Here is a 23,803-nt window from a genome sequence, read left to right as displayed (position 1 = left end):
CCGGTCCCACTGCTTCGGAGGCAGACCCGTGAGCGTACGAATCCACAACATCAGCATCGACTGTCACGACACCTACGCCCTGTCCGGTTTCTGGGCGCAGGTCTTCGAGTGCCCCCGCCAACCCGACGACTTCCCCGGCGACACGGAGGCGATGCTCCTGCCCGAGGGCGGACCGGAGGTGCTCTTCCTGGCCGTACCGGAGGGCAAGTCGGTCAAGAACCGCCTGCACCTCGACCTGGAGCCGATCGACCGGACCCGGGACGAGGAGGTCGCGCGGTTGCTCGCCGTCGGTGCCGTCCAGGTCGACGACCGCCGTCGGGCGGACGGTGCCGGCTGGGTGGTGCTGGCCGACCCGGAGGGCAACGAGTTCTGCGTCCTGCGCAGCGCCGCCGAGCGGGCCGCCACGACCGGCTGACGCTCCGCGTCTCGATCATCGAGGGGGTGCCCGCGCGATTACCGCCGGGCACCCCCCACTGAAGACGATCCGTGAGGCGACCGGCTGTTCCGAGTCTCAGATCTACAACTGCGGGGTCGGGGTTTGCGACGGTTTGCAGGCGCAGGCAGGTGAACGCGAGCATGTTCGATCAGCCGGCCAGGGCCGCCGGTCATCGGGCTGATCAGGGCGTAGTCTCGACTGCGGCGTGTGGGGCAGATAGGCCGGCATGGCCCGCGCCGCCGGCCGCTGCCTGCGCAGCCCGCTCGATCTTCGCGCGGTGTGTCGCGCGGGCCGCCGTGTCGATCTCTTCCTCGTATTCATCCCTCAGCCCGGTCCGGCCGTCGAGCTGTTCACGCAGGATGTCAGCGTGGCCGGCATGCCGGGTGGTCTCCTGAAGGACGTGGATCATGATGTTGAGCAGCTTCACGTCAGGGTGTGACCACCACGGCACGTGGCCAGGCGCGTCGAGGGGAAGCTCGTTGATCGTCGCGTCCGCATGCTTCCAGGCGCGCTGGTAGAAGTCGATGATCTGTTCGCGGGTCTCATCCGGGCTGACCCACAGGTCGCTGCCGTCCGCGTCCTGCCATCGCCCCAGCAGCTCCGGGGATGGGCGATCGAAGACCTCACCGAAATACCAGGCCTCCAAGGTCGCCATGTGCTTCACCAGGCCGAGGAGATTGGTCCCCGTCGCCGTCAGAGGACGCCGGATGTCGTACTCGGACAGACCATCGAGCTTCCAGACCAGCGCCTCACGGATCACCTTCAACCGGCCGTGCAGGAAGTCCTTCGCGAAATCCTCGATCATGGCGACGAGCTTGCCACGCGGCGACAACAGGAGCCGCTGTGGAGCTGAACGGCTGCTGCCCACGGCGCCCGGGGACATTCAGGCGGCGTTGAAGGTCATCGGGCGACGCGACCCGCGCCACGCCGCCAACCACATGGTCGATCTACGCTTGGTATGAGGTGGCGGAGCAGGTCGCCTGAGCGGCGGGCGCGTACCGTGGTCGATGGCGGACCCGCCTGTTGTAGCGGCCGGCGGGCCGTCGCCCAGCCGCTACCTGGGGAGCCACAATGAACAGTCCCGCCGCTTTCGGCACCCGCCTCCGCGCCCACCGCGAACGCGCCGGAAAAACCCGAGTAGTCCTCGGTGGGCTTGTCGGCCGCAGCGCCGAATGGGTGAAAGCCCTCGAAACCGGTCGGCTGCTCACCCCCCGCCTACCCATGCTGCTGCGCCTCGCCGAAGTCCTCGACATCAGCGACCTGGCCGACCTCACCGGCGACCAGTCCCTACCCGTCGCCTCCGTCACCCGCGCCGGGCACCCCGACGTCGACCAGGTTGCCGCCGCCATGAAACGCACCCTGCTACCCGCAGGTGACCCCGCCCCCGCGTCGGTGCTCCGCAGCCTCGTCGACCAGGCGTGGAGGCTGTGGCACCAGTCCACCGCCGAACGGACCGCCGTCGCCGCGATCCTCCCCGGGCTGCTCGACGACTCCCGCCGCTCCGCCCGCCACCTCGACGGCGCAGACCGGCGTGCCGCCCTCGCCGACTTGGCCCGCACCTACCACCTGGCCCAGTTGTACTGCGCCCACCAGCCCTACCCGGAACTGGTGTGGTTGGCCGCCGACCGGGCCATGGGTGCCGCCCAGGACGCCGACAACCCGGAGGCGGTGGCGGTGGCCGCCTGGTACTACGCCCACGTGTACCGGTCGGCCAACCAGATCGACGCCGCCGAGCAGGTTCTCACCGACGCCGCCGCACTCGTCGACGGGCACAGCAGCCCGGAGCGGACCGTCCGGTGGGGGCAACTGCAACTGGGTGTCGCCCTCGGCCATGCGAAAGCCGGCCGGGCCGGGCGCGCGTGGCGGGCATGGGATGCGGCCGAGGCCGCCGCCCGACGGCTGGGTGACAGCTACACCCACCCGTGGTTGATCTTCGGTCCGACCGTTATGGAAGCGTACGCGGTAACCGTCGAAGCGGATCTGTGCCGACACGGGGAGGCTGTTCGCCGTGCCGACAGCGTCAACTACAGCGGCCTGCCGTCGCGCACCCGCCGGGCGGGGCATCTCATCGACGCTGCCCGTGCGCACATGCTCGCTCGGGAAGAGGTCGCCGGGGTGCACCTGCTCGGCCGGGCGTTGCGGGAGTCGGTGGACACGGTGCGGCACAACCCGTACGCCCGTTCCGCCGTGATGGAGTTGTCGACCCGCCGGGGAACCATCGGCGAGGATGCCCGCGAATTGGCGCTCAGCATGGGCATGGACTGGTAGTTGTGCCACGGGGACAAACCATCCCCATCCCCACGGTCACCCCTCCGTAACGTTTCGTGAACAGGGCGGCGGGGTGTCCATCGGACCCGACGTGATGTGTGCGAGCACCCCGGCGTCCCCCGGTAAGAGGGGGCGGTCGTGTCGGACGGGGCCGGCCGCCCCTGACCGAACACGGAGGGGTCAGCGGTGACCGGTGGCATGTCGGCGCGGTGGGTCCACAACCGGCTCGTGCTCGACGCGCGGGTCATCATCACCGACCATTGGCCGCGCCCCGGCAGACCCGACTGGTGCCCGATCTGCCAGCACACCTGGATGTGTGAACCGACCCGCGTCGCCTACACCTATCTGAAGGCGGTAGGTCGGGGCCGGTGGATTCCCCCGCACTTCCGCTGACCCGACGAAAGCCGCCCCGCCGAACTCCCGAAGGAGCGGCGGGGCGGCTTTCGTCGTGGCCCGTCGGGCGACCGGGAGGTCAGCCCTTCTTCTCGATCTGCCCGCGCATCGTGACGAACTCGGACTTCAGGTTGGCTGCCGACTTGTAGTACTGCACGATGAGGCCGACGCTGCCCTTGTCCGCCCAGAGGCAGACGCCGAGCGGGACGCCCTCGCTGTTGCCGTCGCCGCACTTGGCGTCGCCACCGAGCGGGCCGGCGTCCACGGGGGACATGTTGGTGACCTTCAGTTCGCTGGCGATGCCCGTGACGGCGTCGTCCAGTTCCTTCTTGGGGTCGGCCATCACGCCGGAGGCCGCGGCGATCATCAGCAGGTCCTGCTTGGCCGGGTCACCGTAGAAGGCGCCGGCGGTGCCCGTCTCGTTCTGTACGGATTTCTTCATCTCGGTGACCAGCCCGTCGGCGACCGCCTTCAGCCCCGGGTCGGTGGCCTGCGGGCGGCCGGCCAGGGTGGCCGGGGCGGAGACCGTCGTGTTGGCGGCGTCCACCACCTCCTTGACGTCGTCCTTGAGGGCGAAGGCGGCGATGGCGGCGCCACCGAGGCAGAGCACCAACAGCACGGCCAGCACGATCAGCACGATCTTGACGGCGGACCGCTTCTTCGCCGGCGGTGCGGGCGGGCCGGCGTACGGCGGTGCGCTGCCGGCGTCCGGCTGCTGCGGGTAGCCGCCCTGCTGCGGGTAGCCGCCCTGCTGCGGGTAGCCGCCCTGCGGCGTACCGCCGTCCGGCGCGGGGGCGGCTGGGCTGGTCGGGGGCTGGGACATCAGGTCTACTCCAGAATTTCGTGGGTGAGGCCGGATGATCTTAGCCAGAGTGACCGACATTCACCGGCCCGCGCCCGCCGGCCCGCCCGCCGCCGCCCTGTCCACCGCCGGGTCAGTCCCGCTTCTCGATCTGGCCCCGGAGGGCGGCGAACTCGGACTTCGCCTTGGTCGCGGAGGAGAAGTACATGACGATCATGCCGACGCTGCCGTGGTCGGCCCAGACGCAGACGCCGAGCGCGATGCCGGACGCCTTGCCGTCACCGCACTTGGCCACCCCGCCCAGCGGCCCCGGCTCGATCGTCGACATCTTCTTGACCGCCAGCGAACTGCCCAGACCCTTGACCGCGTCCTCCAGCTCCTGCTCGGGGAGGATGACCGGGCCGGACGCGCCGGCCATCATCACCATGTTGCGGCCGGCCGCGCTGCCGTAGAAGGCGCTGACCGCGCCGGTCTCGTTGCGTACTTCGGACTTCATGTCGCGGACCATCTGGTCGGCGATACGGCGCAGCTCAGGGTCGGTGCTCTTGGACCTGCCACCGAGGGTCGCCGGGGTCACCAGCCGGATCGGGCCGGGGTCGTCGGCCTCCTCGGAGGGGGTGGGCTCGGGGGTCGGGCTCTCCGTCTCGACCGGGGTGGGGCTGGGGGTGGGCGACGCGGCCCCGGTGGGCGTCGGCGTCGGCGTCGGCTCGGTGTCGTTGTCGTCACCGAGGGCGACCCAGGCGAGACCGCCGCCGCCGAGGCAGAGCACCAGCAGCCCGACGAGCCCGAGCGAGAGCAGCAGCGGCAGCTTCGACCGCTGCGGGGCCGGTCCGTGCGGAGGGTGGTACGGCGTACCGGCGAAGCCGGAGTACTGCTGAGGGGCCGGATCGGGATAGCCGCCCGGCCCGGGGGCGCCCGGATACCCGGGTTGCGGTGCGCCGGGGTAGCCGGGCTGCGGTGCGCCGGGATACCCCGACTGCGGTGCGCCCGGGTAACCGGGCTGCGGGGGGTTCGGGTAGCCGGGCTGTGGAGCGCCGGGGTAACCGGAGGGTGGGCCGGACTGTGGTGCGCCGGGGTAACCGGAATGCGGCGCGCCGGGCGGGCCGGACTGCGGTGCGTGGGGGTAGCCGGGCGGGCCGGACTGCGGTGCGTGGGGGTAGCCGCCCTGGCCCGGATCGGGCTGCCAGCCACCGTACTGCGGGGCGGGGTAGGGGTCGGCCGGTGGCCCGGACTGGGGGTCGGCCGGCCAGCCGCCGGGCTGCCCGGTCGGTGCCGGCGGGTACGGCGTGGTGGGCCAGCCGCCGCCCTCCGGCGGGGTGTGCGGGGGTGGGGTGGGGGTGTGCGGACCGTCGGGCGCAGACGGGTAGTGACCGGTGGGCGAGCCGTGCTCCGGCTGCCCGGACCAGGGATCGACCGGCGGTGAGGTCATCAGATCAGCTCCAGGCGAGGGTGAGAACGCGTGATCGTAGCCAGACGGAGCCCGGCCGCGCAGCCCCCCGAGTCTGACGAGGGTACGCAAACGACGATCGCGGTGGCCAACGACGCCCGGGGGAGGGCGTCGCCGGCCACCGCGATCGCGGGGGAGCGGGGGATGACTCAGGCGCGCAGGCTGGCGACCCCACGCGGCAGGAAGCGCTTACCGGTGACCCGCTCGGCGGTGCCGGTCCGGTCCAGGTAGGGGGTGATCCCGCCCAGGTGGAACGGCCAGCCGGCACCGAGGATCAGGCACAGGTCGATGTCCTGCGCCTCGGCGACGACACCCTCGTCGAGCATCAGCCGGGTCTCCTGGGCCAGCGCGTCGAGCGCGTTCTGTCGCACCTGCTCGGCGGTGAGCGGCTGGTCGCCGACCACGAGCAGCGTGGCCACGTCGTCGTTGATCCGGTCCTCGACGACGATCGGCTGGCCCGATTCGGCGATCCGCCTGAGGTTCTCGCTGACCGGGTACCGGTCCGGGTACGCCGCGTGCAGGGTGCCGCCCACGTGGTAAGCCACGGCCGGCCCGACCAACTGGAGCAGGGCGAGCGGACGCATCGGCAGCCCCAACGGGTCCAGTGCGCTGTTCGCCACCTCCAGCGGGGTGCCCGCGTCGACAGCGGCGAACACGGTGCCGAGGAAGCGGGTGAGCAGCCGGTTGACCACGAACGCCGGGGCGTCCTTGACCAGCACCGAGGACTTCTTCAACCCCTTGCCCACCGCGAACGCGGTGGCCAGGGTGGCGTCGTCGGTCCGTTCGCCCCGGACGATCTCCAGTAGCGGCAGCACGGCGACCGGGTTGAAGAAGTGGAAGCCCACCAGGCGCTGCGGGTGCTCCAGCTCGGCGGCCATCGCGGTGATCGACAGCGACGAGGTGTTGGTGGCGAGCACCGCCTCCGGCGAGACGATCTTCTCCAGCTCGGCCCAGACCTGCTTCTTGACGTCCAGGTCCTCGAAGACCGCCTCGATGACGAAGTCGGCGTCGGCGAAGACGGACTTGTCGACCGAGCCGGAGACCAGGCCGTACAGCTTGGCGGCGGTGCCCTTGTCCATCCGGCCCTTGGTGACGGCCTTCTCGATCTGGGTGTGCACGTAGCCGACACCCTTGTCGACCCGCGACTGGTCCAGGTCGGTCAGCACGACCGGCACCTGGAGGCGGCGGGCGAACAGCAGCGCGAGCTGGCTGGCCATCAGGCCGGCGCCGACGATGCCGACCTTGGTGACCGGCCGGGCCAGGCCCTTGTCCGGTGCGCCGGCCGGCCGCTTGGCCCGGCGCTGCACCAGGTCGAAGGCGTACAGGCCGCTGCGCAGCTCCTCGGAGAAGATCAGGTCGGCGAGCGCCTCGTCCTCGGCGGCGGTGCCGGTGGCGAAGTCGGCGTCCTTCGCCGTCTCCAGCAGGTCCAGCGCCCGGTACGCGGCCGGGACCGCGCCGTGCAACCGCTGGTCCAGGGTCTGCCGGGCGAAGTACAGCACGCCCGCCCACATGTCCTTGTCGACCTCGGGCCGGGTCACCGTGACCGCGCCCCGGACCACGCCGGCGGCCCACTCCAGGGACCGCTCCAGGAAGTCGGCCGGCTCCAGCAGCACGTCCGCGATGCCCAGCTCGGCAGCCTGCTTCGGCTTGAGCATCTTGTTCTGCGTCAGCGGGTTCTGGATGATCACCTGGGTGGCGGCGGGGATGCCGATCAGGTTCGGCAGCAGCTGGGTGCCGCCCCACCCGGGGACCAGGCCGAGCGAGACCTCGGGCAGCGCGAGGGCCGCCGCGCCGCCGGACAGCGTCCGGTAGTGGCAGTGCAGGGCCAGTTCCAGGCCGCCGCCCATCGCCGCGCCGTTGACGAAGGCGAAGGTGGGCACGGCGCTGTCCTTGAGCCGGGCGAAGACCCGGTGACCGAGCCGGCCGATCTCCAGCGCCTGCGCCCGGTCCGCGAGGGCCGGGAGGCCGACGATGTCCGCGCCGACACAGAAGATGTACGGCTTGCCGGTGACCGCGACGAACGCCGGGTCGGCGGCCAGCGCGGCGGTGATCGCCTCGTCGAGGCTGGCCAGGCCGGCCGGGCCGAAGGTGTTCGGCTTGGTGTGGTCGAGGCCGTTGTCCAGGGTGATCAGGGCGGCCGGGCGGTCCAGCCCCGGCACGCTCACCTGCCGCAGCAGCGCCCGGGTGACGACCTCGTTCGGTGCAGCCAGGCTCATTTGTCTCCACCCTCCCAGTTCGGGTTCTCCCAGATGACCGTGCCGCCCATGCCGATGCCGATGCACATGGCGGTGACGCCGTAGCGCACCTCGGGGTGCTCGGCGAACTGCCGGGCGAGCTGCGTCATCAGCCGTACGCCGGAGGAGGCGAGCGGGTGGCCGATGGCGATCGCGCCGCCCCACGGGTTGACCCGGGGGTCGTCGTCGGCGATGCCGAAGTGGTCGAGGAAGGCCAGCACCTGCACGGCGAACGCCTCGTTCAGCTCGAACAGGCCGATGTCGTCGATGCTGAGGCCGGCGATGCGCAGCGCCTTCTCGGTCGACGGGATCGGGCCGACCCCCATCACCTCGGGTTCCACCCCGACGTAGCCGTACGACACCAACCGCATGGCGACCGGCAGGCCCAGTTCACGGGCGGTGGCCTCGTCGGCGAGCAGGCTGGCGGTGGCGCCGTCGTTCAGGCCGGCCGCGTTGCCGGCGGTGACCTTGCCGTGCGGGCGGAACGGGGTCTTCAGGGTGGCCAGCTTCGCAAGCGAGGTCTCCCGGGGCGCCTCGTCGGCGGTGGCCAGGCCCCAACCGCCCTCGGCGTCGCGGATCGCGACCGGCACCAGGTCGTCCTGCAACTTGCCGTCGGCGTACGCCTTGGCGGTCTTGAGCTGCGAGGCGAGCGCGAACGCGTCGGTGCGCTCCCTGGTGACGTGCGGGACCCGGTCGTGCAGGTTCTCCGCGGTGGCCCCCATCACCAGGGCGGACGGGTCGACCAGCTTCTCCGCGATGATCCGCGGATTGGGGTCGACGCCCTCGCCCATCGGGTGCCGGCCCATGTGCTCGACGCCACCGGCGATGGCGATGTCGTACGCGCCCATGGCGATGCCACCGGCGACGGCGGTGACGGCGGTCATCGCGCCGGCGCACATCCGGTCGACGGAGAAGCCGGGGACGGTCTTGGGCAGGCCGGACAGCAGGGCGGCGGTGCGGCCGATGGTGAGGCCCTGGTCGCCGATCTGGGTGGTGGCGGCGACGGCCACCTCCTCGACCCGCTCCGGGGGCAGCTGGGGGTTGCGGCGCAGCAGCTCACGAATGCAGCGGATCACCAGATCGTCGGCGCGGGTGTTGGCGTACATGCCACCCGCCTTGCCGAACGGGGTGCGGACACCGTCGACGAAGACGACATCCCGAACTTCTCGGGGCACTTGGAGCCTCCTCTTCGACCACGACCCGGCCGCAGCGCCGCGGGGCGGCGGCACGGGCCGGGCGAGGGTCGGCCGGCACTGGCGTTTCCCGAAGAATGCTACTCGCCAGTAACCACGACCGTCACCACCCCCGGTGTGGCCCACACCACATCCACCCCGCCGTGATCACCGCCGGCGGCCCGGACGGCTCTCCGCCCCCGCCGCACCGGTCAGTGCGGGACCACCCCGGTGCGGTACGCCCACACCACGGTCTGCAACCGATCCCGTACGCCGATCTTGGCCATCGCCCGACCGAGGTGCGACTTGACGGTGCTGGTCTCGATGAACAGCTCGTTGGCGATCTCCAGATTCGACAGACCCCGGGCGAGCAGCACGACGATCTCGATCTCCCGGGCGGTGAGCGGATGCGCCGACGGTGCCTCGGCGACCGGCCGCCGGCGGGCGAACTCCGCGATCACCCGGTGGGTCACCGCCTGGTCGACCAGCCCGTAACCGCTTGCCAACCGCCGGATCGCGGCGATCAGTTCCTCGGGCTCGCAGTCCTTGAGGATGAATCCGCTCGCCCCCGACTCCAGCGCACCGAAGACGTACTCGTCGAGGTCGAACGTCGTCACCACCAGCACGGCCGGCGCGGCGCCCGACGCGTCGGCGACGATCTGGCGGGTCGCGGTGAGCCCGTCGCCACCGGGCATCCGGACGTCCATACAGACGACGTCCGGGCGCAGCCGGCCCGCCAACTCGACCGCCGACGTGCCGTTCGACGCTTCTCCCACCACCTCGATGTCCCCGGCGTGCTCCAGGATGACCCGGAAACCGGCCCGGACGACCGCCTGGTCGTCGACGAGCATCACTCTGATCATGCCGGTTCGGCTCCCCTCGCGGTCGGTGCGACAGATGGTGCCCGCGCGCCGTCCGGCCCCGTCGGCAGGCTCACCCCGACCGACCAGCCGCCCGCGTCGGTCGGGCCGGCGGTGTATCCCGCGCCGATCAGCTGGGCGCGTTCCCGGATGCCGATCAGGCCCACCCCGGTGCTGCTGCGGGCCGCCGGCTCGGGTCGCCGGGGAGCGGGTGCGTTCACCACCTCCAGCGTCACCTCGCGTGCCCGGAAGCGGAGCACCACCCGTACCGGTGCGCCCGGGGCGTGCTGCCGGGCGTTGGACAGGCACTCCTGCACCATCCGGTACAGCGCGACGTCGGCGATCGGGGGCACCTCGCGTGGGGTGCCCTCCCGGACCAGCTCGACCGGGGCGAGCGCGGCAGCGGTCCCGACCAACTCGTCGAGCATCGCCAGCCCCGGCACCGGGGCGTTGCCCTCGCCCCGGTCGGCCGGTTCGCCGCCGCCGGGCCGCCCGCGCAGCACCCCCACGACAAGCCGCAGGTTGTCCAGGGTTTCCTTGCCCTGGGCGCGGATCCACGCCACCCCGGCCTTCGCCGCCGCCGGATCCCGGTCGATCAGCCGCTCGACCGCCGCCGCCTGCACCACCATGCCGGACAGGTGGTGGGCGGCCACGTCGTGCAACTCCCGGGCCATCCTGGAACGCTCCGCGCCGATCGCGGCCGCCACCGTCGTCTGCTGCGCCCGGACCGCCTCGACCGCCTGCACCCGCAACAGCCGCACGTAGCGTCGGTGTGTGGCGACGTAGCCGCCGACCAGGATCGGGCCGAGGTAGGACAGCGCGCTGGTGGTGAGGTGACCGACCACCGTGACCGGCAGCTGGGCGGTCCCACCGGCGGCGACCGCGACGGCTGTCGTCTCGATCAGCACCGCGCCGCCCGCGAACAGCAGGGCGGTCCGCACCGGCAGCAACGTGCCGACCGTGTAGGCGGCGACGAACGGGGCGACGCCGCGCGCCGTCATGTCGGGCGGGACCATGGCGATGAGCAGCACCTGGAACCCGACCACCAGCGCGAAGCAGAGCCTGGGGCGGACCCGGCGCAGGCACAGCAGCAGCGTCTGGCCGCAGCAGACGGCGACGACCAACCGGGCCTGCGCCGGGTCGAGGGGCAACCCCTGCGTCGCCCCCGCGAACCGGAAGACCGCCGTGAGCACCCCGAAGGTCAGCACCGTGACGCCGACCGCGAGCAGGCAGTCCCGCCCGAACCAGCCGAGCCGCGCGAGCAGCGCGCCGGGTCGGCCCCCGGGCCAGGGTGGTCCGGGGGCGTCGACAGCTGCCGACCCGGTGCCGGAATGCTCGCTCATCCGATGATCATCCTGGTTCTCCCGTTGCACGCCTTCTCCCGCTGCAGGTCTGCTCGCCCCGTTGCCCGTCTTCGCTGCCCGTCGACCGGGCTCAGTAGGAGACACTCGGGGCGAGCAGCATGAACTCCACCGCGAACCAGCCCGTACCGGCCAGCGCGAGCAGCACCAGGCAACTGCCGACCGCCCGGTGCCAGCCCGCCCGGCGACGGACGTCGTCGACCAGCCGGACGGCGGCCGGCAGCACGCCGAGCAGGCCGACGAGTTGCAGCACCTGCACCGTCCGCAGCGCGGCGTCCGGGACGTCCCGCAGGCCCATGACGGTGACCAGGCTCAGCACCCAGCCGGCGAGGGCGAGCACCGTGGCGGCTACGGCGACGCGGGTGGACACCCGGGCGATCCGCCCCGCCCGGTCCCGCGGGGCGCGGCCGAGGCGACGGCGGCGGACCACACCGACCGGCCAGACCGACAGGGCGAGGACGAGCACGACCGTCGAGGCGGCGAGCACCGGGACGGCCACCCCGAGACTGCGGGCGGGCGGCACCGGCAGCAGGGCGAACGCGGACTCCATGCCGATCGCCTCCACCCGGCCGTCGGCCACCCGCATCGAGACGACCCGCTGCCCACCGACCTCCCGCCACACCCACGGGGCGATCTCCTCGTACGCGGCGGGCGAATCGGACAGCGGACCCGGCTCGAACAGCAGTCGACCGTCGGGCCGGGCACTCACCCGCGTCTGGTCGGCCAGGCCGGTCACGGCCAGGAAGGTGCTGGCCATCGCCCGGGAACTCGCGTACGTCCCGGCGGCCAGCGCGGCGTGCTCCGCCCGGGTCGGCGCGTCGACGGTCCCGGCCGGCCGGTCGGTAACCGGTGGGAAGTACCGGTCGGCGAATCCCGTCACCACCGCCTGCCGGAGGCGGTGGCTGTCCAGCGCCCCGTGGCCGTTGCCGTTGAGCGCGACGAAGATGCCGGCCCGCTCCTCCGGATAGATCTGGAGCTCGGAGTGGAAGAACTGGGTGTCCCCACCGTGACCGAGGATGCGGCGGCCGTTGCGGGTCTCGTCGAAGAACCCGAGGTTCATCCGACGACCGTCGGCCAGCGTGCCGAGTGAGGCCGCGTCGAGTGCCGGCCGCTGCATGAGGGCGAGCGTGGCCCGGTTCAGCAGGGGCTGGCCGCCCATCGGCTCGCCCAACTGGGCGAGCATGAAACGGGCCATGTCCGTGGCCGGGGCGGTGAGCGCACCGGCCGGGGCCGGGTTGACGATCTCGAACGGCTGGGCCGGCGCCGAGGCGGTGTCGTACCCCTTCGCCATCCGGTCCCGCAGCGGCCCCGGCAGCGGCTGGTCGAAGGTCGACGACGTCATGCCGGCGCGGGCCAGCACGTTGCGCGCGACGTAGTCCTCGAAGCGGGTGCCGGTCACCCGCTCGACGACGTATCCGGCCAGGCCGTTGCCGTAGTTGGAGTAGGCGGGGACGGTGCCGGGCCGGTAGATCTGCTCGGGCGGGTCGGTCACCATGGCCCGACGCAGGTCGGTCCGGCTGCCCTCCGGGCCGATCAGACCGGCGATCCGCTCCTCGAACCCGGCGGTGTGGGTCAGCAGATGGCGCAGGGTGACCGGCCGGTCGTACTTGCGGGGCAGGGTGAAGTCGAGGTAGCTCTGGACGTCGGCGTCCAGGTCGACGGCACCGCTCTCCACGAGTTGCAGGACCGCTGTGGCGGTGAGCAGCTTCGACACCGACCCCACCCGGAACAGATGGCGCTCGGGGTCGACGGGCACCGCGGAACCACCCGCGCCGGTGCCCGTGTCGGCGTGACCGTAGCCCCGGGCGGTGAGGATCCGCCCGTCGCGTACCACGGCGACGGTGGCCCCGGCGATGCCGGTCCGGTCCAGCGCGGCCGGGAGCAGGCCGTCCAGCCAGGCGTCGAGGTCCCGGGCGGTCAGCGCCGCCGGATCGGCCGGCGCGCCGGGGGCGGCCGGGACGGCGACGGGCGGGGGCGGGGTGGTCCGGGCCGCGTCGGCGCCGCAGCCGGCGACCGTCGCCGTGACGGCCAGCGCCGCCAGGGCCGCCGCGAGCCGGCCGGGACGGATGGTACGGGGACCGGTCGGGCGGGATCGGGTGGCGAGCCGCCCGGTGGCGTCGTGGGGATCCACGTTCTGCTGCCTTTCCGCACCCGACGGGTGTCCGGAGAGGATCCGTACGGCGTCACCCGGGGGCACCGGACCAGCCTGCGCGAACCGGACGGCCGGGACATCTGGCGCAGGACGGCAGGTGACCTGCTACCTGAGTAGGAAGTTCCGGGGCACCTGCGGCGGTACCGCTGCCCCGGGCCCACCCGGGAAGCGGGCCCACCTCCGTTCGTGGCGGGTGCCGGGATCAGGGCCGGGCGACGGGCAGCAGCGCCTCGGCGAGCGCGGGGAGCAGGAGGGTGAGCTGCCATTCCCGGGCGCCGTAACCGCGCAGGGTCGTCGCGACGGTGTCCACGGTGATCTCGTCGGGAGGCTGCCAGGCCAGCCGGCGGACCGAGTCGGGGGTGATCAGGTTCTCCGGGGGGAGCCGGTGCTCACCGGCGACCCGTACCACCACCTCACGGCAGCGGGCCAACCGGCCGGCGGCCACCGGATCCCGCTCGGCCCACCGGTGCGGCGGGGGCGGTCCCTCCACCGTCGGGGTGACCGGCAGTGCGTCCTCTGCCAACAGGCGGGCCTCGTCGAGCGCGACCAGCCAGGTGCGGGCCAGCCGGCGCACCGACCGGCCCCCGAATCCGGGCAGGGTCAGCAGCGTCTTCTCGTCCTTCGGGTCCAGCTCGGCGGCGGCGATGATCGCCGAGTCGGGCAGCACCCGACCGGGAGCGGCGTCCCGGCGGACGGCGATCTGGTCCCGCGCGTACCACAGCGCCCGGACCCGGGCCTGCGCCCGCGCCCCGCGAACCCGGTGGATGCCGGAGGTCCGCCGCCAGGGCTCCGCCCGGACCCGGGGCGGCCGGGTGGCCCAGGTGATCAGCGCGGCGAACTCCTCCGCCGCCCACGGCGACTTGCCCTGCGAGGTCAGCTCCGCGTCCAGCGCGTCACGCAGGTCGACGAGCATCTCGACGTCCAGCGCGGCGTACGTCAGCCAGGACTCGGGCAGCGGCCGGGTGGACCAGTCCGCCGCCGAGTGGTGCTTCTCCAGGGTGTAACCGAGCAGTTGCTCGGTCAGCGCGGCCAGGCCGACCCGCTCGAAACCGGCAAGCCGGGCGGCCAGCTCGGTGTCGAACAGCCGGCGCGGACGCAACCCCACCTCGGCCAGGCAGGCCAGATCCTGGCTGGCGGCGTGCAGCACCCACTCGGCGTCGCCGATGGCGTCGTCGAGGGTGGTCAGGTCGGGCAGCGGCAACGGGTCGATAAGCGTGGTGCCGGCCCCCGCCCGGCGCAGCTGCACCAGGTAGGCCCGTTGGCTGTAGCGGTAGCCGGAGGCGCGTTCGGCGTCGAGGGCCACCGGGCCGGTGCCGGCCGCGAAGCGGGCCACGACCTCGTCCAGCTCGGCGGGGGTGGCCACCGGCTGAGGGGTGCCGTCACGGGGTGCGGTCAGCGGAACGGGCCCGCCGATGGGCTGCTCGGTGCCCGGGTCCGCCGGCTCCGCGACGGCCGGGGGCGGAACGTCTGCCGTGCGGCTTTCGGCGGCCCGACGGCGCAGGGGTGGTTCGTCGGTCACCTGGCAACCCTAGTGCGCCGGGCCATGTGGTGTGCGCAGCCGGTCCGGTGTGTGTCGTCCCGGTGTCCGGCAGCGGTCCGGACGGTCCGGACACCCACCTCGCACCCGGGACGTCCGTCCTGATCCGGGACGTCCCCCTCGTGCCCGGGACATTCTGCTTGCGGGTCGGGCGTGTCGCACCGGTGGCTCCCGGCCGTCCGGTCGGCCCGGGACACCGGGCGGCGGTGGTCGGGACGCCGGGCGGCGGTGGTCGGGACGCCGGGCGGCGGTCAGGCCGCCCCGGCCGGACGGCGCTCGGAGAGCGCGGTGACGCCGGGCGGCGGCAACCCCGCGGTGGAGGCGAGCAGGGCGCACCAGGCCGAAAGGTGTGCGGCCAGGTCGTCACCGAGCGGCGTCCAGGACGCCCGGATCTCGACGTCCCCGGCGGCAGGCGGGCCGGCCAGGTCACCGAACCGGGTCGACACGGTCTGGGTGACCGTGCCGCCGGCCGCCCGGTGACGCGCCTCGTGCGCCTCCAGGGCGTCGGTGAGCCAGGTCCAGCCCACCCCCGGCAGCAGCGGATCGGCGGCCAGGTCGACCTCCAGCTCGGCGGTCACGTAGGTGACCAGCCGCAGGGTGCCCTGCCAGGCGTCGTGCCCGGCCGGGTCGTGCAGCAGGATCAGCCGGCCGTCGGCCACCTCGTCCTCGTCGCGCAGCACGGTGGCGGAGAGGGCGAACGCGTACGGGGCGAGTCGCTGCGGGGCGCCGACCTCCTCCAGGACGATCTCCGCCCGGGGGGTGACCGACCGCAGACCGGCGACCGCGCGGGCGAACGTCTCCGGGAGCGCGATCGGGGGGGCCATGACCGGCAGCCTATGCCGACCCGCCACCAGCCGCCCGGACGGCACGCCGAAGCGCCACCGCGCCGTGCGGGGTCGCCCGGGTCGGGGTGCCTGTCACAAATGGTGGCGCTGCCCGTCCGTCCGGACCGGGTGCGTGGCACGATTGCCGCGATGACCACCGACACCACGGGCGCTGCCGCCCGAGACGGAGAATCCCGCCGCAGCGGGCCGGCCGACTCGCCCTTCGTCCGGGCCTGCCGCCGGGAGCCCGTCGGGCACACCCCGGTCTGGTTCATGCGCCAGGCCGGCCGGTCGTTGCCGGAGTACCGGGAGATCCGGGCCAACGTGGGGATGCTGGACTCCTGCCGCCGGCCGGACCTGGTCGCCGAGATCACCCTCCAACCGGTCCGCCGGCACGGCGTCGACGCGGCGATCCTGTTCAGCGACATCGTCGTCCCGGTCGCCGCAGCCGGGGTCGACCTGGACATCGTCGCCGGCACCGGGCCGGTGGTCGCCGAGCCGGTCCGCACCGCCGAGGACGTGGAACGGATCCACCGGATCGACCGCGCCGACGTGTCCTACGTGGACGAGGCCGTCCGGCTGCTCGTCGCCGAGCTGGGCGACACGCCGCTGATCGGCTTCGCGGGCGCCCCCTTCACCCTGGCCAGCTACCTGGTCGAGGGCGGGCCGTCGCGTACCCATGCCAAGACCAAGGCCATGATGTACGGCCAGCCGGAGCTGTGGCACGCGCTCTGCGCCCGGCTCGCCGAGGTGACCCTGTCGTTCCTGCGGGTGCAGGTCGACGCCGGGGTCTCCGCCGTGCAGCTCTTCGACTCCTGGGCCGGTGCGCTCTCGGAAGCGGACTACCGCCGGTTCGTGCTGCCGCACTCCACCGCCGTGCTGTCCGGGCTCGCCGACACCGGGGTGCCCCGGATCCACTTCGGGGTGGGCACCGCCGAACTGCTCGGCGCGATGGGGGAGGCCGGCGCCGACGTGGTCGGGGTGGACTGGCGTACCCCGCTGGACGTGGCGACCCGCCGGATCGGCCCGGACCGGGCGGTCCAGGGCAACCTCGACCCGACCGTGCTGTTCGCCCCCTGGCCGGTGGTCGAGGCCGAGGTGCGGCGGATCGTCGCGCAGGGCCGGGCCGCCCCCGGTCACGTGTTCAACCTCGGTCACGGTGTGCTGCCGGAGACCGACCCCGAGGTGCTGACCCGGGTGGTCGCGCTGGTGCACGAGGTGTCCGCCGGCCGGGCCGAGCAGGGCTGAGGCGGTGCGCGCGCGGCCGTGGCGGGTGGCGGTGGTCGGCGGCGGGATCACCGGCCTCGCCGCCGCGGTCCGGCTGCGCGACCACGCCCCCGCCGACACCGAGATCACCGTGTACGAGCAGTCCGGCGCGCTCGGTGGCAAGCTGCGCACCGGTGAGCTGGCCGGTCGACCTGTGGAGTTCGGCGCGGAGTCGTTCCTGATGCGCGATCCGGCCGGTGGCGAGTCGGCTGCGGTGGCCCTGGCCCGCCGGCTCGGCCTGGCCGAGCGGATCGTGCACCCCACCGTCGGGCAGGCCGCGCTCGTCGTCGACGGGGAGCTGCGCCCGGTCCCGGGCGGCACGCTGGTCGGCGTACCCGGGGATCTGGCGGCGGTGGCGGCGGTGGCCGTGCCGACGGCGGACGGCGACCGCGACGGCGGTCGGCCGCTGCTCGACGCGGACCAGGACGTGCCGGTCGGCGCGCTGGTCCGGGCCCGGTTCGGCGACCAGGTGGTGCAGCGGCTGGTCGACCCGATGCTCGGCGGCGTCTATGCCGGCCGGGCCGACGACCTGTCCCTGGTCACCACCATGCCGGCGCTGGCCCGCGCGGCCCGGGTGGAGCACACCCTGGTCGGTGCGGTCCGGGCCGCCCAGGCTGCCGCGCCCCGCGCCCCCGGCGCACCTGTCTTCGGCACCCTGGCCGGCGGGCTGAGCACCCTGGTCGAGGCGGCGGCCACGGCCAGCGGCGCGACGATCCGCCGACACGCGGCGGTCCGTGAGCTGAGCCCGGTCGCCGACGGCTGGCGGCTCACCGTCGGCCCGACCCGTGCCCCGGAGCTGGTCGAGGCGGACGCGGTGCTGCTCACCGTGCCGGCCCGGCCCGCCGCCCGGCTGCTCGCCGGGTTCGCCGCCGCGTCGGCGGCGACCGTCGGCGGGCTGGACTACGCCAGCGTCGCGCTCGTCACCCTGGCCCTGCCCGAGCCGGCCCTGCCCCGGCTCTCCGGCTTCCTGGTGCCGGCCACCGAGGGGCTGCTGATCAAGGCGTCCACGTTCTTCACCACCAAGTGGGGGCACCTGGCCGCGCCGGACGGGCTGGCCCTGGTCCGTGCCTCCGTCGGCCGGTACGGTGAGGAGACATCGCTCCAGCTCACCGACGACGACCTGCTCGCCACCGTGCACCGGGAGCTGGCCCGGGTGCTCGGGGTGGCGCTGCCCACGCCGGTCGCCGGCCACGTGCAGCGCTGGGGTGGCGCGCTGCCCCAGTACACCCCCGGCCACACCGACCGGGTGACCACCGTCCGGGCGGCGCTGCGCGCGTCGCACCCCACGCTGGCGCTGGCCGGTGCCGGATTCGACGGGGTCGGCATCCCGGTCTGCGTCCGTTCCGGCGAGACGGCGGCCGGGGAGATCATCGAAGCACTGGGAGGATCGGGTCCATGACCGAGCAGACCACCGAGCAGACCAACGCGGCCCGGCTCAAGGAGTTGAACTCCACCGTCCGGTACACCATGTGGTCCGTCTACCGGGCCACCGGCGCGCTGCCGGCGCTGCGGGAGAACGTCACCGGTGAGGTGGAGTCGCTCTTCGAGGAGCTGGCCGGCAAGGACGTGGTGGTCCGGGGCATGTACGACGTGGCCGGGCTGCGCGCCGACGCGGACGTGATGATCTGGTGGCACTCGTCGTCCAGCGACGCCCTCCAGGACGCCTACCTGCGGCTGCGCCGGACCACCCTGGGTCGGGCGTTGACCCCGGTGTGGTCGCAGTTGGCGCTGCACCGGCCGGCGGAGTTCAACAAGAGCCACATCCCGGCCTTCCTCGCCGACGAGGCACCCCGGCCCTACCTGTGCGTCTACCCGTTCGTCAGGTCCTACGAGTGGTACCTGCTGCCGGACGCCGAGCGGCGGGAACTGCTTGCCGAACACGGCAAGATGGCGCGCGGCTACCCCGACGTCCGGGCCAACACGGTCGCCTCGTTCGCCCTCGGCGACTACGAGTGGATGCTCGCCTTCGAGGCCGACGAGCTGCACCGGATCGTGGACCTGATGCGGGACCTGCGCGCCTCCGGCGCCCGCCGGCACGTCCGCGAGGAGGTCCCGTTCTACACCGGTCGGCGTCGCTCGGTCGCCGACATCGTCAACTGCCTCGTGTAGCGGCACCGACGGTCGTCGCCCGGCACCGGCAGCCCGGCGCTGTCCGCATCTGGACGTTGCTGTCCCGGCCCCGATCGGGCCCGGACACGAACGTAGCGGTCTCCCAGGCTCGGGAGACCGCTACGTCCTCGGTGTCACGTGCCGACCCGTGCCACGCAGGGGCGACGGGTCGACGGGATCACACGGTCGCGGTGCAGACCGGGGTCGGGTTGGTGCCGGTGCCCGAGGCGAGGAAGCCGAAGGTGGTCTTCCCTCCGGCGGACAACGCCCCGTTGTAGGAGACGTTGCGGGCGGTCACCGCGGACCCGCTGCTGGTCAGCGTGGCGTTCCACCCCTGGCTGACCTGCTGGCCCCCGGAGTACGTCCAGTTCACCGTCCAGCCCTTGATCGCCGATGCGCCGGCGGTCACGTCCACCTCGCCCTGGAACCCGCCGCTCCACGTGGAGGTCACCCGGTAGGTGGCGGTGCAGCCACCGGTCGCCGGCGGCGTGGTCGGCGGGGCGGTGGTCGGCGGGGCGGTGGTGGGCGGCGCGGTGGTCGGCGGCGCGGTGGTGGGCGGCGTCGTCGGCGGTGCGGTGGTGGGCGGTGCGGTGGTCGGCGGGGTGGTCGGGCCGCCACCACCGAAGTCGACGTCACTGCACAGGTAGTACGACTGGTCCAGGTGGCTGGCCTGCCACACGGTGTAGACGATGTGCCGACCGGTACGACCCGGCGCGTTCACCGGGATCTGGATCGACACGCCACCGGTGTCCTTGTCCCACTGGGAGGCCGGGGTGTTCCCGATCTGTCCGGCCAGCTCCAGGTCGCTCCAGCCCAGCGGCGTGGTCAGCGCGTTGAAGCCCTGCTTGGTCACGTACACCCGGATGTAGTCGGCACCGTGGCTGGCCTGGTCGAAGAACTTCAGCCGGAAGCTGTTCGCGACCGACGTGGTCTTCCAGGCGCCGAGGGTGTCCAGGGCGTTGTAGCGGCCGTTCTGGGTGCGTCCGCCGCTGCACAGTTGGCCGGTCGGGATGGCACCCTGGTGGTTGCCGGCGACACCCTCCCGGAACAGGCCGTTCCAGTTCCACATGGCCTGCGGGTCGGCCTGCCAGGCCTGCCAGCACATCGGGTCCTCGGTGGCCATTCTCGGGTTCTGGAACTCGGCACCCCAGCGCTCCCAGCAGCTGTAGGCGCGGAACCCCGGGTTCACCACCGCGCCGTGCGCGGACGCCGAGTTGGCCAGGGCGGTGGTGAGCAGCAGCGCGATGATCGCGCCGACGGTGAGCAGCGACCCCGCGATGGCGTGGGGTCGTCTGCGTAGGACGGTGGACATGGAGCCTCCGAGGTGAAGGGGTCGGTCGAACGACGCCCGGACGGCCGGGAGTTGCCCCTCCCGTGCCTGCTGTGCGGCTCCCACGACGGCTCTACCCCCGCAGGCTTGCACAGGAAAGCGGTATCCGTCAATGTTTCGGTGGTTTGGTGGGTCGCGCCCCAGCACGTGCCCGTGCCCCGCCCGGACCCTTCTCCCGTGCCGGGGTCCCGGGTGGGCCGGTCAGTTCTCCCGGCGCATCGGCAGGTGCGGAATGCCGTCCTCGACGTACTCCGGGCCGGTCACCGTGAACCCGTGCCCGGCATAGAAGCCGGCCAGGTGGGCCTGTGCCTCCAGCACGCACGGCCGGTCGCCGACCAGCCGCAGCGCCTCGGTCATCAACCGGCCGGCGAGTCCGCCGCCCCGGGCCGCCGGGGCCACCACCACCCGACCGATCCGTGCCACGCCGCCCGGGTCGGCCAGCACCCGCAGGTACGCCAGGACGACGCCGTCGCGGGCCAGCCAGAGGTGCCGGGTGCCCGGCTCGACGTCCCGGCCGTCCAACTCCGGGTACGGGCAGCCCTGCTCCACCACGAACACGTCGATACGCAGCCGCAGCAGGTCGTGGAAGGTGCGCGCGTCCAGTTCGGCGAAGCTGGCGAGACGGACGTCGACGCGGTGCGGTGCCATCCCGCGATGGTAGGCGGCCCTGCCCCGCCTGCTCTGCTGCCTGCCCCCGCCTGCTCTGCTGCCTGCCCCGCACCGGACCGCGGTGGGTCAGGCCGGGCGGGCACCTACCGCGTCGCGGATCTCGGCCCCCAGGGACTCCACCGCGCGGGCACAGTGTGCGCAGCAGAAGAACCGGCCGCCGACCTCCACCCCGTGCCCGATGATCTTCACCTGGCAGTGCTCGCAGATCGGCGCGAGCTTGTGCGCCGCGCACTCGAAGCAGTCGAAGGTGTGCACGTCACCGCTGACCGTGCGCACCTCGAACGCCATCCAGTAGTCGTTACCGCAGACCTCGCAGGTAGCCACCTGTCCCACCCTCCGAATAGAGCACTGGTCTCCCAGCCTGCGACCACGACGGCGTGCCTGGTGGCGAAATGCTCGATTCGATGGGGAAAATGGTGTTTCGTACCGGCGTGTCGGGCTCAGCCCTGTCGCGGCTCCAGGCGGATCGACACCGAGTTCACGCAGTGCCGGGTGTCCTTCGGGGTGAAACCCTCGCCGTGGAAGACGTGCCCCAGGTGACTGTCGCAGCGGGCGCACCGGATCTCGGTACGTATCATGCCGAGGCTGCTGTCCTGGATCTCCCGGACCCGCCCCGGGATGGCGTCGTCGAAGCTCGGCCAGCCGCAGTGCGAGTCGAACTTGGTGTCGCTGGCGAACAGTTCCAGCCCGCAGGCCCGGCAGTGGTAGACGCCGGGGGTCTTGGTGTCGACGTACTCGCCCGTCCAGGGGCGCTCGGTGCCGGCCTCGCGCAGCACCCGGAACTCCTCAGGGGTCAACCGGACCCGCCACTCGTCCTCGGTGCGGGGCAGTGCGTTCTCGTCAGGACTCACCCGTCAACCGTACGTCGGATGTCGGGGGCATCGCATATGGTCGCGCCATGGCGAAGGCGACGGCGACCGAGGTGGACGTGGCCGGGCACCCAGTCCGGCTGAGCAGCCCGGACAGGGTGATCTTCCCGGAGCGCGGCTTCACCAAGGCCGACGTCTTCCACTACTACGTCTCGGTCGGCGACGGCATCATGCGCGCCCTGCGGGACCGGCCGACCACCCTGCAACGATTCCCCGACGGCATCGAGGGGGAGGCGTTCTACTCCAAGCGGGTGCCCACCCGGGGGGTGCCGCCGTGGGTGCAGACCGTCGGGATCACCTTCCCCAGCGGGCGCGGTGCCGACGAGTTGCGCCCGACCGATCTCGCCCACGTCGCCTGGGCGGCGCAGATGGGCACAGTGGTGTTCCACCCCTGGCCGGTCCGCGCCGCCGCCGTCGACCACCCCGACGAGCTACGGGTGGATCTCGACCCGCAGCCCGGGACCGACTTCGCCGACGCGGCCACCGCCGCCGCCGAGCTGCGCGGCATCCTCGCCGAGCTGGGCGTCACCGGCTGGCCGAAGACCTCCGGTGGCCGGGGGCTGCACGTCTACCTGCGCATCGCCCCCCGTTGGACGTTCACCGAGGTGCGCCGGGCCACCATCGCGCTGGCCCGGGAGCTGGAACGGCGCCGCCCCGAGCTGGTCACCACCGCCTGGTGGAAGGAGGAGCGGGGGCAGCGGGTCTTCGTCGACTACAACCAGATGGCCCGGGACCGCACCATCGCCTGCGCATACTCGCTGCGCGCCACCGCACGGGCCACCGTCTCCACCCCGGTCGGCTGGGACGAGTTGCCCGACGTCGACCCGGACGACTTCGACCTGCGTACGGTGCCGGCCCGGTTGGCCGAGCGGGGCGACCCGCACGCGGGCATCGACGACGGATCCTTCGACATCACGCCCCTGCTCGACTGGGCGGATCGGGACGCCACGCACGGGCTGGGCGATCTGCCCTATCCGCCGGACCATCCGAAGATGCCCGGCGAGCCGAAACGGGTGCAGCCGAGCCGGGCGAAGCGCCCGGCCGACGAAATCGTCGACTGAGCACGGAAAGCCCGGTGGTCGTCGCTATGCCGGGGTGTCGGTGTTTGTGCGAATCACTTGCGTCCAATGCCACTCCCACGCGTGAAAATGGCTTTCATCCAGACTCTTTCTGGTACTGATGATTGCGCCCGCCAGGTCGCCGCGCCTACGGTCGAATATGAAAGGTGGGATGCGCGGAAGTCGACTTCACTCGCGTGACCAGGGCATACGCCCCTCGGTCCGGGCTGCGGGTCGGCCGGCGGCTCCGGCTCATCCGACCGCGCGCGAGTTCGGACAGGGGTTTTCACCATGGCGGCCACGACGAGGAAAGAGCAGCGGATCGGCGGGACCCGACGCCAGCATTCCGTGATCCTGGAATATCTCAAGATCCTGCCGGCCGTGCTCACCGGAGTGGCGGCGGTGCTGGTCGCGCTCACCGGACTGCTGACCCTGCTCGTCAAATAGCTTCCGGCGCTCGGTCTTCCGGACGGATCCCCATTCGGGTCCGGCGTAGGCATCCGAGTCATGCGGGGCTCCGGTCCCGGATCAGGCTCCGGCCTCGGATCGAGCTTCCGCTCCGAGGTGGGTTTCAGGTCCCGGAGCGGCTTGCGGTTCGTATTCCGGGTTCGGCTCCGCTCCGGGCTCGGATTGGTGCTTGTCGTCTGGCGTGGGCCGCCGGACCATCGCCGAAGAACGCGCCGGTGCGCTCGCGGCTCGGGTGGGTGGCCGGGCCGTCCAGGACAGGAAGCGGTCGAACAGTTCCGTCGGGGACGGGGCCGGGTGCAACAGCCTGCGTAGTTGTCGGAGTCGAGTGGGCTTCATGCTGTCATCGTCAACCCGTGGACCTCGTTGGCGTGTCGGAGATCAGGACGATGCTCGGGAACGTCTCCCGGCAGCGCGCGTCCGTGATCGCCAACCAGCGGAATTTCCCGGAACCCGTGGCCGTGCTGGCGATGGGCAAGGTCTGGCGGAAGGTCGACGTCGAGGCGTGGATCCGCGAGCACCGGCCGGAGCTGACAAAGGGCTAGTCCCAG

22 protein-coding genes are annotated in these 23,803 nt (G+C 72.8%); 8 read left to right on the top strand and 14 right to left on the bottom strand.

Going from position 1 to position 23,803, the window contains the following annotated elements; genetic code table 11:
• The first annotated feature begins 28 nt into the window (after positions 1–28).
• On the top strand, positions 29–415 hold the full coding sequence (locus OHQ87_RS16295; RefSeq protein ID WP_328338748.1) for a VOC family protein: 387 nt from the start codon (positions 29–31) through the stop codon (positions 413–415).
• A 202-nt stretch (positions 416–617) separates the two neighbouring features.
• On the opposite strand, the gene OHQ87_RS16290 is transcribed toward OHQ87_RS16295, so the two are convergent.
• Positions 618–1,241: a DinB family protein gene (locus OHQ87_RS16290; RefSeq protein ID WP_328338746.1), complete on the bottom strand. Its 624-nt coding sequence runs from the start codon at positions 1,239–1,241 to the stop codon at positions 618–620.
• Positions 1,242–1,507: 266 nt separating this feature from the next.
• Between OHQ87_RS16290 and OHQ87_RS16285 the strand changes: the two genes are divergently transcribed.
• Both OHQ87_RS16285 and OHQ87_RS16280 read left to right on the top strand, forming a co-directional pair.
• Complete coding sequence (locus OHQ87_RS16285) at positions 1,508–2,704, top strand: helix-turn-helix transcriptional regulator (RefSeq protein WP_328338745.1); 1,197 nt, start codon at positions 1,508–1,510, stop codon at positions 2,702–2,704.
• A 186-nt stretch (positions 2,705–2,890) separates the two neighbouring features.
• Positions 2,891–3,097 (top strand): hypothetical protein, encoded by a 207-nt coding sequence (locus tag OHQ87_RS16280; protein ID WP_442930464.1) that lies wholly within the window; start codon positions 2,891–2,893, stop codon positions 3,095–3,097.
• 79 nt (positions 3,098–3,176) lie between these two features.
• Here OHQ87_RS16280 and OHQ87_RS16275 read toward each other — a convergent pair whose 3' ends face one another.
• The 9 genes from OHQ87_RS16275 to OHQ87_RS16235 all read right to left on the bottom strand — a co-directional run bounded on the left by OHQ87_RS16275 (position 3,177) and on the right by OHQ87_RS16235 (position 15,486).
• Complete coding sequence (locus OHQ87_RS16275; RefSeq protein WP_328338743.1) at positions 3,177–3,920, bottom strand: hypothetical protein; 744 nt, start codon at positions 3,918–3,920, stop codon at positions 3,177–3,179.
• A gap of 112 nt (positions 3,921–4,032) precedes the next feature.
• The gene (locus OHQ87_RS16270; protein ID WP_328338741.1) at positions 4,033–5,328 is read right to left on the bottom strand and encodes a hypothetical protein; all 1,296 of its coding nucleotides are present in this window, start codon (positions 5,326–5,328) and stop codon (positions 4,033–4,035) included.
• A gap of 167 nt (positions 5,329–5,495) precedes the next feature.
• Positions 5,496–7,562, bottom strand: coding sequence for a 3-hydroxyacyl-CoA dehydrogenase NAD-binding domain-containing protein (locus OHQ87_RS16265; RefSeq protein ID WP_328338740.1), 2,067 nt, complete (start codon positions 7,560–7,562; stop codon positions 5,496–5,498).
• Entirely contained in the window at positions 7,559–8,755 is a 1,197-nt protein-coding gene (locus OHQ87_RS16260) for a thiolase family protein (RefSeq protein WP_328338739.1), read from the bottom strand. The genes OHQ87_RS16265 and OHQ87_RS16260 overlap by 4 nt, the downstream gene beginning before the upstream one ends.
• 209 nt (positions 8,756–8,964) lie before the next feature.
• Positions 8,965–9,615 (bottom strand): response regulator transcription factor, encoded by a 651-nt coding sequence (locus OHQ87_RS16255; RefSeq protein ID WP_328338737.1) that lies wholly within the window; start codon positions 9,613–9,615, stop codon positions 8,965–8,967.
• Positions 9,612–10,955, bottom strand: a complete 1,344-nt coding sequence (locus OHQ87_RS16250; RefSeq protein ID WP_328338735.1) for a sensor histidine kinase — start codon at positions 10,953–10,955, stop codon at positions 9,612–9,614. The genes OHQ87_RS16255 and OHQ87_RS16250 overlap by 4 nt, the downstream gene beginning before the upstream one ends.
• 91 nt (positions 10,956–11,046) lie before the next feature.
• Complete coding sequence (locus tag OHQ87_RS16245; protein WP_328338733.1) at positions 11,047–13,104, bottom strand: serine hydrolase domain-containing protein; 2,058 nt, start codon at positions 13,102–13,104, stop codon at positions 11,047–11,049.
• A 223-nt stretch (positions 13,105–13,327) separates the two neighbouring features.
• Entirely contained in the window at positions 13,328–14,644 is a 1,317-nt protein-coding gene (locus OHQ87_RS16240) for a ribonuclease D (protein WP_328338731.1), read from the bottom strand.
• A 269-nt stretch (positions 14,645–14,913) separates the two neighbouring features.
• Complete coding sequence (locus OHQ87_RS16235; protein WP_328338729.1) at positions 14,914–15,486, bottom strand: DUF3000 domain-containing protein; 573 nt, start codon at positions 15,484–15,486, stop codon at positions 14,914–14,916.
• A 150-nt stretch (positions 15,487–15,636) separates the two neighbouring features.
• On the opposite strand from OHQ87_RS16235, the gene hemE reads away from it, so the two are divergent.
• From hemE to hemQ, 3 genes are read left to right on the top strand one after another with little or no spacing between them, the layout of a single operon-like run.
• Positions 15,637–16,734: a uroporphyrinogen decarboxylase gene (gene hemE, locus OHQ87_RS16230; RefSeq protein WP_328338727.1), complete on the top strand. Its 1,098-nt coding sequence runs from the start codon at positions 15,637–15,639 to the stop codon at positions 16,732–16,734.
• A 4-nt stretch (positions 16,735–16,738) separates the two neighbouring features.
• Positions 16,739–18,151 (top strand): protoporphyrinogen oxidase, encoded by a 1,413-nt coding sequence (gene hemG / locus OHQ87_RS16225; protein ID WP_328338725.1) that lies wholly within the window; start codon positions 16,739–16,741, stop codon positions 18,149–18,151.
• A complete protein-coding gene (hemQ, locus tag OHQ87_RS16220) occupies positions 18,148–18,861 on the top strand; it encodes a hydrogen peroxide-dependent heme synthase (protein ID WP_328338723.1) in 714 nt (237 codons plus the stop codon). The genes hemG and hemQ overlap by 4 nt, the downstream gene beginning before the upstream one ends.
• A gap of 178 nt (positions 18,862–19,039) precedes the next feature.
• Here hemQ and OHQ87_RS16215 read toward each other — a convergent pair whose 3' ends face one another.
• The 4 genes from OHQ87_RS16215 to msrB form a co-directional block, all read right to left on the bottom strand.
• Positions 19,040–20,173 (bottom strand): lytic polysaccharide monooxygenase auxiliary activity family 9 protein, encoded by a 1,134-nt coding sequence (locus OHQ87_RS16215; protein WP_328338721.1) that lies wholly within the window; start codon positions 20,171–20,173, stop codon positions 19,040–19,042.
• A gap of 219 nt (positions 20,174–20,392) precedes the next feature.
• Positions 20,393–20,839: a GNAT family N-acetyltransferase gene (locus tag OHQ87_RS16210; RefSeq protein ID WP_328338719.1), complete on the bottom strand. Its 447-nt coding sequence runs from the start codon at positions 20,837–20,839 to the stop codon at positions 20,393–20,395.
• Between the two features lie 87 nt (positions 20,840–20,926).
• Complete coding sequence (locus OHQ87_RS16205) at positions 20,927–21,184, bottom strand: Prokaryotic metallothionein (protein WP_328338717.1); 258 nt, start codon at positions 21,182–21,184, stop codon at positions 20,927–20,929.
• 116 nt (positions 21,185–21,300) lie between these two features.
• Entirely contained in the window at positions 21,301–21,711 is a 411-nt protein-coding gene (gene msrB, locus OHQ87_RS16200; RefSeq protein WP_328338715.1) for a peptide-methionine (R)-S-oxide reductase MsrB, read from the bottom strand.
• Between the two features lie 47 nt (positions 21,712–21,758).
• Between msrB and ligD the strand changes: the two genes are divergently transcribed.
• Entirely contained in the window at positions 21,759–22,790 is a 1,032-nt protein-coding gene (ligD, locus tag OHQ87_RS16195; RefSeq protein ID WP_328338714.1) for a non-homologous end-joining DNA ligase, read from the top strand.
• Between the two features lie 818 nt (positions 22,791–23,608).
• Positions 23,609–23,797, top strand: coding sequence for a hypothetical protein (locus tag OHQ87_RS16190; RefSeq protein WP_328338712.1), 189 nt, complete (start codon positions 23,609–23,611; stop codon positions 23,795–23,797).
• Positions 23,798–23,803: the final 6 nt, after the last annotated feature.

It is taken from the genome of Micromonospora sp. NBC_00421 (assembly GCF_036017915.1).
Classification (GTDB): Bacteria; Actinomycetota; Actinomycetes; order Mycobacteriales; family Micromonosporaceae; genus Micromonospora.
This window is presented reverse-complemented; position numbering and strand designations above follow the sequence as displayed.